The organism is Streptomyces poriferorum (genome assembly GCF_019399235.1).
Classification (GTDB): domain Bacteria; phylum Actinomycetota; class Actinomycetes; order Streptomycetales; family Streptomycetaceae; genus Streptomyces; species Streptomyces poriferorum.
Genome location: NZ_JAELVH010000352.1, coordinates 1 through 6,678, shown reverse-complemented (window position 1 = coordinate 6,678; position 6,678 = coordinate 1). Strand labels below are relative to the sequence as shown.

At 72.9% G+C, this 6,678-nt stretch carries 7 protein-coding genes and 1 pseudogene; 5 read left to right on the top strand and 3 right to left on the bottom strand.

The features are described from left to right. On the bottom strand, positions 1-394 hold a 394-nt coding region (locus tag JGS39_RS35460; RefSeq protein ID WP_308120901.1), incomplete at its 3' end, for an MHYT domain-containing protein. Between the two features lie 212 nt (positions 395-606). Here JGS39_RS35460 and JGS39_RS35455 point away from each other — a divergent pair. The 3 genes and pseudogenes from JGS39_RS35455 to JGS39_RS35445 all read left to right on the top strand — a co-directional run bounded on the left by JGS39_RS35455 (position 607) and on the right by JGS39_RS35445 (position 3,680). Beyond that, positions 607-1,594 (top strand): annotated as a pseudogene (locus tag JGS39_RS35455) (glycerophosphodiester phosphodiesterase). 125 nt (positions 1,595-1,719) lie between these two features. Continuing rightward, positions 1,720-2,262 (top strand): methylated-DNA--[protein]-cysteine S-methyltransferase, encoded by a 543-nt coding sequence (locus JGS39_RS35450; RefSeq protein ID WP_219573874.1) that lies wholly within the window; start codon positions 1,720-1,722, stop codon positions 2,260-2,262. Positions 2,263-2,381: 119 nt separating this feature from the next. Then, complete coding sequence (locus tag JGS39_RS35445; RefSeq protein WP_219573873.1) at positions 2,382-3,680, top strand: MFS transporter; 1,299 nt, start codon at positions 2,382-2,384, stop codon at positions 3,678-3,680. Between the two features lie 53 nt (positions 3,681-3,733). Here the strand turns inward: JGS39_RS35445 and JGS39_RS35440 are convergent, their stop codons facing one another. Both JGS39_RS35440 and JGS39_RS35435 read right to left on the bottom strand, forming a co-directional pair. Beyond that, positions 3,734-4,096, bottom strand: coding sequence for a cupin domain-containing protein (locus JGS39_RS35440; RefSeq protein ID WP_219573872.1), 363 nt, complete (start codon positions 4,094-4,096; stop codon positions 3,734-3,736). Next, positions 4,083-4,952, bottom strand: coding sequence for a class I SAM-dependent methyltransferase (locus tag JGS39_RS35435; protein ID WP_219573871.1), 870 nt, complete (start codon positions 4,950-4,952; stop codon positions 4,083-4,085). Before JGS39_RS35435 ends, JGS39_RS35440 begins: the two co-directional genes overlap by 14 nt. A gap of 88 nt (positions 4,953-5,040) precedes the next feature. On the opposite strand from JGS39_RS35435, the gene JGS39_RS35430 reads away from it, so the two are divergent. Both JGS39_RS35430 and JGS39_RS35425 read left to right on the top strand, forming a co-directional pair. Beyond that, entirely contained in the window at positions 5,041-5,982 is a 942-nt protein-coding gene (locus tag JGS39_RS35430; protein WP_219573870.1) for a pseudouridine-5'-phosphate glycosidase, read from the top strand. Then, positions 5,979-6,678: carbohydrate kinase family protein (locus JGS39_RS35425; RefSeq protein ID WP_219573869.1), on the top strand; the 700-nt coding region annotated here is incomplete at its 3' end. The genes JGS39_RS35430 and JGS39_RS35425, both read left to right, overlap by 4 nt.

Here is a 6,678-nt window from a genome sequence, read left to right as displayed (position 1 = left end):
CCATGCCGAGGTAGTGCATGGAGGCCACACCGAGTCCGGTGATCGTTCCTCCCGTCACCAGCGCCATGCGGGTGGCGCCGCGGTACCCGACCAGGAAGATCCCGATACCGACCATGACGATCGCGACGGCGAGGCTGGCGTAGGTGATCGGCTTGTCGTAGCCGATCGGCACCTCTTCGACGGTGAACCCCACCATCGCGATGAAGTGCATCGTCCAGATGCCGGAGCCTATGGAGGTCGCACCCATGGCCAGCCAGCCGGCCTTGAAGGAACGCTCGGTACGCAGTGACCGGGTGGTACAGCGCAGGCCCAGGGCCGCGCCGAGACAGGCCATGAGGAAAGCGGCCACGGGAGTGACCGCCCCGTAGCCGAAGCCGTCGATTGTGCCCTGCATGCTCGTACGCCCTTCGCAGAAGCCCGGGTTCGGATGACCCTAAGGCGCAAGGCCCGGCAGACAAACAGAAGAGCTGCATTTTATCGACAGGGGCGGCGGCCCGTGACCCGGTCCCCGAGGTGCGTTCACGTCGTGGCCATCCGTCGCCCCTTCCCTGTTCGGGGACGGCTGGGACCCTCGGGCCGTCCGTAACTCTGAAGCAAGGAGTCCACGTGAACGCAGGCACCGCAACCGCCTCCGCCGCTGCTGTCGCCCTGCTGGGCGCCGGCGCGTTGCTGTTGTCGAGCACGGCCGCCGGGACGCCGGGCACGGACGCCACCCCGGCCGGCCGCACCACGTCAGTCGCCCACACCGTCGCCGCCCCCTCCGCGACGGCCGTCGGCACCGGCGTCCGGCACGCCGGCCGACGTGGCCCGGGGCCGGACGGACGCCCCAATCGTCATCGCCCACCGGGGTGCGTCGGCATACGCCCCGGAGAACACCCTGGCGGCCGTGGACAAGGCCGACGTCCTGGGCTTCGACTGGGTGGAGAACGACGTCCAGCTGACCCGTGACGGCGTGCTGGTCGTCATCCACGACACCTCCCTGAAGCGGACCACGGATGCCGAGGAGGTCTTCCCCGACCGTGCTCCGTGGGCGGTCAAGGACTTCACGGCCGCCGAGATCGCCCGGCTGGACGCGGGCAGCTGGTTCGGTCCGCTGTACGCCGGGGCCCGGGTGCCGACGCTGCGCCAGTACCTGCACCGGATCGGGCGCAACGGCCAGAACCTGCTCCTGGAGATCAAGAGCCCCGAGACCTACCCCGGAATCGAGCAGGCGACCCTGCGGGTCCTGCACCAGGAGGGGTGGCTCGACCACGAGCACGTCCGCGGCCGTCTGGTGATCCAGAGCTTCGGCGCCGGCAGCGTGCGCAAGGTGCACGAGCAGCGCCCGGACGTCGTCACGGGCTTCCTCGGCACTCCGGCGGTCGCGGATCTGCCGTCTTACGCGCAGTTCACCGACCAGATCAACCCGGCGTACACCTCGGTCTCGGGCGAGTACGTGGCGGCGGTGCACGCGCTGAAGGGCCCGCACGACAAGCGGCTCGAGGTCAGCGCGTGGACGGTCAACGACGCCGGGCACGCCCTCCGGGTGGCCGGCTACGGCGTGGACGGCATCATCACCAACGCCCCCGACGTGGTGCGTGAGGCCACCGGCTGACCGCCGGGGCCACCGGGAGCCGGCGTCCGCTGACAGCCCAGCAGGGCGTCAGTCAGCGGGAGAGCCACGACCACCAGAACCCGCTACGAGTATCAATGTCAGTGGGCGGTCGTACCGTGGTGACCATGAACAACGACGGGGTTGTCGAGTGGGCCGTGGTCGACAGCGACATCGGCCCGCTTCTGCTGGCCGCGACGGGAGCCGGATTGGTGACCGTGGCCTTCCACGCCCGGCCGGCGGTCCGGGACAAGGTGCTGGACGGGTTGCGTACCCGGTTCGGCGCCGAACCCGTGGAGTCACCCGGCTCCGCGCGCCTGGCCGAGCCCATACGCCAGCTCGCGGCGTACTTCGCGGGCACGCTGCGGGAGTTCTCGCTCGACCTGGACTGGTCGCTGACGAGCGGCTTCAACCGCCAGGTGCTCCGCGAACTGGCGACGGGCGTGCCGTACGGCGCGGTCGCCGGGTACGGAGACCTCGCCGACCGGGTGGGCCGGCCCGGAGCGGCCCAGGCGGTCGGCGCGGCGATGGGGTCCAACCCGCTGCCCGTGGTGGTGCCCTGCCACCGGGTGGTGGAGAGCGACGGCGGGCTCGGCGGCTTCGGCGGCGGGCTGGAGACCAAGCGGCAGCTGCTGGCTCTGGAGGGTGTGCTGCCGCAGCCGTTGTTCTGAGCCGGCGGGGCGCCTGGGGACCCCGCTGGGGCGTGTCCGGATCCGGCACACGACTGCCATGACCCGCGGGTATCGAACGCGGGGGTCCGGACCTGCGTGCCGCCTGGCACACTGCGTCGGTGCCCCACACCATCAACGCTCCCGACACCCCTGACGGACCGCTCTCCGCCGGGCCGGTCACCGCAGCGGACCTGCCCGCACTCCGGCGCAGGACGTCCGGCGTGCTCATCGCCAGTCAGATACTCGGCGGCCTGGGCGTGCCCATCGGCATCGCCCTGGCCCCGGTGCTGGCCACGCGCGTCAGCGGATCCGAGGCGCTGTCGGGCCTCGCGCCCACCGCGTCGGTGACCGGCACGGCGCTGCTCTCGCTGCCGCTGGCCGCGCTGATGACCTCGCGGGGCCGCCGCCCCGGACTCGTGCTGGCGTATCTGATCGGGGCGCTCGGCGCGGGCCTCGTGGTGCTGGCGACCGTCGTGGAGAGCTTCCCGCTGCTGCTGCTCGGCATGGCCGGGTTCGGTGCGGGTTCCTCGGCCAACCTCCAGGCCAGATTCGCCGCAGCCGATCTCGCCGAACCCGACCGCCGCGGCCGGGCGATCTCGACCGTCATCTGGGCCACCACCATCGGCTCGGTGCTCGGGCCCAACATCGCGGCTCCGGCGGGCCGGGTGTTCCGGGGCACCGCCGTCTCGGAGACGGCCGGCCCGTTCGTCTGGGCGGCCGGCATCTTCCTGCTCGCCGCCGTCGTGGTCGCGGTGCTGCTGCGGCCCGATCCTCTCCTCACCGCGCGCGCCCTGGCCCCGCAGGAGAACCGGTCGGCCGGGGGCCGTTCGCTGCGCGCGGGTCTTGCGGCCGTGCGGGCCTCACCCATGGCCCGGCTCGCCCTGGTGACCGTGACCGTCTCGCACACCGCGATGGTCTCGATCATGGTGATGACGCCGGTCGACCTCGGCCACCACGGCGCGGACCTCCAGCTGATCGGGCTGGTGATCAGCGGCCACATCGCCGGGATGTACGCGTTCTCGCCGGTGATGGGCTGGCTGGCGGACCGCTTCGGCCGCCTCACCGTCATCGGGCTGGCCGCCGGGCTGCTCGCCCTCGCCGCACTGCTGGCAGGCACCGCGGGCGCCGCGCACGGCAGGACCGCGGCCGGCCTGTTCGTACTCGGCCTCGGCTGGTCCGCGGGCCTGGTGGCGGGTTCGGCGCTGCTCACCGACTCCGTGCCGCAGGCGGCACGCGCCGCAGTGCAGGGGCTCTCGGACCTCACCATGAACGCGTCGGCGGGCATCGGCGGCGCGGTCGCCGGCGTGATCGTCTCCCAGGCCGGCTACGGCTGGCTCAACCTGACCGGAGCGTGCCTGCTGCTGCCGATGGCGGCGCTGGCGCTGCGCCGGAGCCTCGCCCACCGCGCCGCGGCCTGAGAGCGGGAACGGCCTGGGCTGCCCGCCCTGCCCGAGGCCGGGCCCAGGACCGCTCAGAGGGTGATGTGGTACGCCTTGCGCAGCGTCTCGTGCACGGTCCACGTCGTCCGGTCGCCCTCGCGCAGCACACAGGCGTCCCCGGGGCCGATCTCCATCGTGGCGCCGTCCTCGACCGCCACGGTCGCACGCCCGCTGACGACCACGAACAGTTCGTTGGCCTCGGTGTCCGTGACCACGCCCGGCGTGATCTGCCAGATCCCGCGCACCTGCTTGCCGTCGGCCGACTCCCACAACACCTTGCCCGTGACCTCGGGCTCACCCGACACGATCTGCCCGGGTTCGAGCGGTTCGGGTTCGAGGACGGCGTCCGGGATGTGCACGGCGAAGGAGGCGGGGGCTTGATCAAATGTGGTCATGGCCGGTCACCTTAGCCAGTGCCCCTGGACGTCTCGCCACCAGGACGGGCTGAAAGAAGCCCGACTCGTCGGGCTCGTGCCACATCGGCTCCCGCAGCCCTGCCCGCGTCGCGAACTCGACGAGCTGCGCCTGCGACAGCGCCCAGTACGAGGCGCGCCGCGTACGCACGTTCCAGCCGTCCCCCCGGCCCCTCTCCCCGTCGGAGTCCGCCGGTGCGTCGGGCAGCAGCTGGAAATGCTCCAGGTCGTACCGCTCGCCGTCCGGCTGCCAGTGCCACAGCTGGAAGGTGACCACCCGTCCCCCTTCGCCCTTCCTGACCTGCGGAGGCGTGGACGCCGGCCGTTCGCGGCGCAGCCGGTCGTACGGCCGGGTGGACAGCAGCAGCACCCCGCCGGGCCGCAGCACCCTTCGCATCTCGCCGAGCGCGGCCAGTACCGCCTGCGGAGTGAGCAGATGCGGCAGGGAGTTGTCGGCGCACACGACGACGTCGAACGAGCCGTCGCGAAACGGGAGCGTCGTCATGTCGGCGGCGGTCACCGGCAGCGTCAGCCCGCGCGAGGCCGCCTCCCTCGCGGCACGGGTCACCGCGACGGGGCTCAGATCGCTGCCGGTGACCCGGTACCCCAGCGCGGCCAGCCCCAGCGCCTGGGTCCCGATGCCGCAGGCGCAGTCCAGCACGTCGTACCCGACGGACCCGTTGCCGGAATCGGCCGTTCCGTCGATGAGCGCCGAGAGCGCGTCCGCCTGCCGCGCGATGCTCGCCTCCCAGTCCGCGTAGATGAGGTCGTAGTCCGCGGCCAGGTCGTCGTAGAAGTGCCGAACCGTAGGCGACGGGCGGTCGGTCGGAGGGTTCATGGCCCGACGATAACGGGGCGGCAGCGTCTTCCGGCCGCCCGCGCGAGCACACGTTTGAGCCCGCTCCGTCCGCGACAGGGATGTGAACATGTCACTGACTGAGCCGTCCGCCACCGCCCCCCGCGCCCCCGTACTCTCCGCGGAGGTGCGGGCCGCCCTGGCCGGGCACCGGCCCGTCGTCGCCCTGGAGTCGACGATCATCGCGCACGGTCTGCCCCGTCCGCGCAATCTGCGGGTCGCCGAGGAACTGGAGGGCATCGTGCGGTCGGCCGGCGCCGTGCCCGCCACCGTCGCCGTGCTGGACGGCAGCGCCCGGGTCGGCCTGGACAAGGCCCAGTTGGAGCGGGTGGCCGAGGACCCGGCGATGCGCAAGCTGGGGCACCGGGACCTCGCACCGGCACTGGCGACGGGCGCGAGCGGTGCCACGACGGTCTCGGCTACCGCGTTCCTCGCCGCACGGGCGGGCCTGCGGGTCTTCGCGACCGGCGGGCTCGGAGGCGTTCACCGGGGCTGGACGGAGACACAGGACGAGTCCGCGGATCTGCGGCTGCTGGCCCGGACCGGCATCACCGTGGTCTGCGCGGGAGTGAAGTCGATCCTGGACGTGCCCGCCACGCTGCAGCGTCTGGAGACGCTCGGGGTGGGGGTGCTCGGGTACGGCACCGACCGGTTCCCCGGCTTCTATCTGAGCAGTTCGGGCGAGCCGGTCGACTGGACCGCCCGGTCGCCCGAGGAGGTGGCCGAGGTCATGGCGGCGCAGGACGCGCTCGGCGGCCCCGCGGCCGCGCTGATCGTGGCCAACCCCGTACCGCAGGAGGAACAGCTGGATCCCGGTCTGCACGACCGGGTGCTGGCCGAGGCGCTGGACGCGTGCCGGGAGCGTGGCATCGCCGGCCAGGCCGTCACGCCGTTTCTGCTCGATCATCTGATGCGGGGCACCGAAGGAGCGTCGCTGGAGGCCAACCTGGCGGCCGTCCGCGGCAATGTGGCGCTCGCGGCACGGATCGCCACGGCCTGGGCCGCCCGGTGACCGGCGGCCTTCTCGTCGTCGGGGACGTGGTCACGGACGTGGTGGCGCGGCACGGTCCGACGCTGCTCCACGGCACGGACACGGCGGCCCGGATCCGGACGCGGGCCGGCGGCGCGGGGGCCAACGTGGCCTGCTGGGCGGTTCGTTCGGGCTGCCATGACGTGCGGCTGGTGGCGCGCGTCGGCGCCGACTCCGCGGACTGGCACCGGGACCGGCTCCGGCGGGCGGGAGTGCGCGATCTGCTGGCCGTGGACGACGAAGCGCCGACGGGGACCGTCGTCGCCCTGGTCGACCCGTCCGCCGAGCGCACCTTCCTCACCGACAGCGGGGCCGTGCTGCGGCTCTCCCGCGAGGACTGGTCGCCCGCGATGCTCGACGGCATCGCCCACCTCCATCTCTCCGGCTACCTCCTTTTCGCCACGACCAGCCGTGCGACGGCCCTGCTCGCCCTGCGGGAGGCCGGGCGGCGGAACATTCCGGTGAGCATCGACCCGGCGTCGGCCGGGTTTCTCGCCGAGCTGGGCGTCGACCGTTTCCTGGCCCTGACCGAGGGCGCGGACCTCCTGCTGCCCAACGCGGACGAGGCCCGGCTGCTCACCGGACTCCCGGAACCTGCGGACGCCGCCGCCAAGTTGAGCCTGCTGGTCCGTCAGGTCGCCGTAACCCTGGGCGAGAGCGGCGCGCTGCTCGCCACCG

Excerpts from the sequence above, each read along its gene's own strand:
- JGS39_RS35450 (WP_219573874.1), top strand. The coding sequence starts at position 1,720 with ATGAACAACGACGGGGTTGTCGAGTGGGCCGTGGTCGACAGCGACATC.
- JGS39_RS35440 (WP_219573872.1), bottom strand. The coding sequence starts at position 4,096 with ATGACCACATTTGATCAAGCCCCCGCCTCCTTCGCCGTGCACATCCCG.
- JGS39_RS35435 (WP_219573871.1), bottom strand. The coding sequence starts at position 4,952 with ATGAACCCTCCGACCGACCGCCCGTCGCCTACGGTTCGGCACTTCTAC.
- JGS39_RS35430 (WP_219573870.1), top strand. The coding sequence starts at position 5,041 with ATGTCACTGACTGAGCCGTCCGCCACCGCCCCCCGCGCCCCCGTACTC.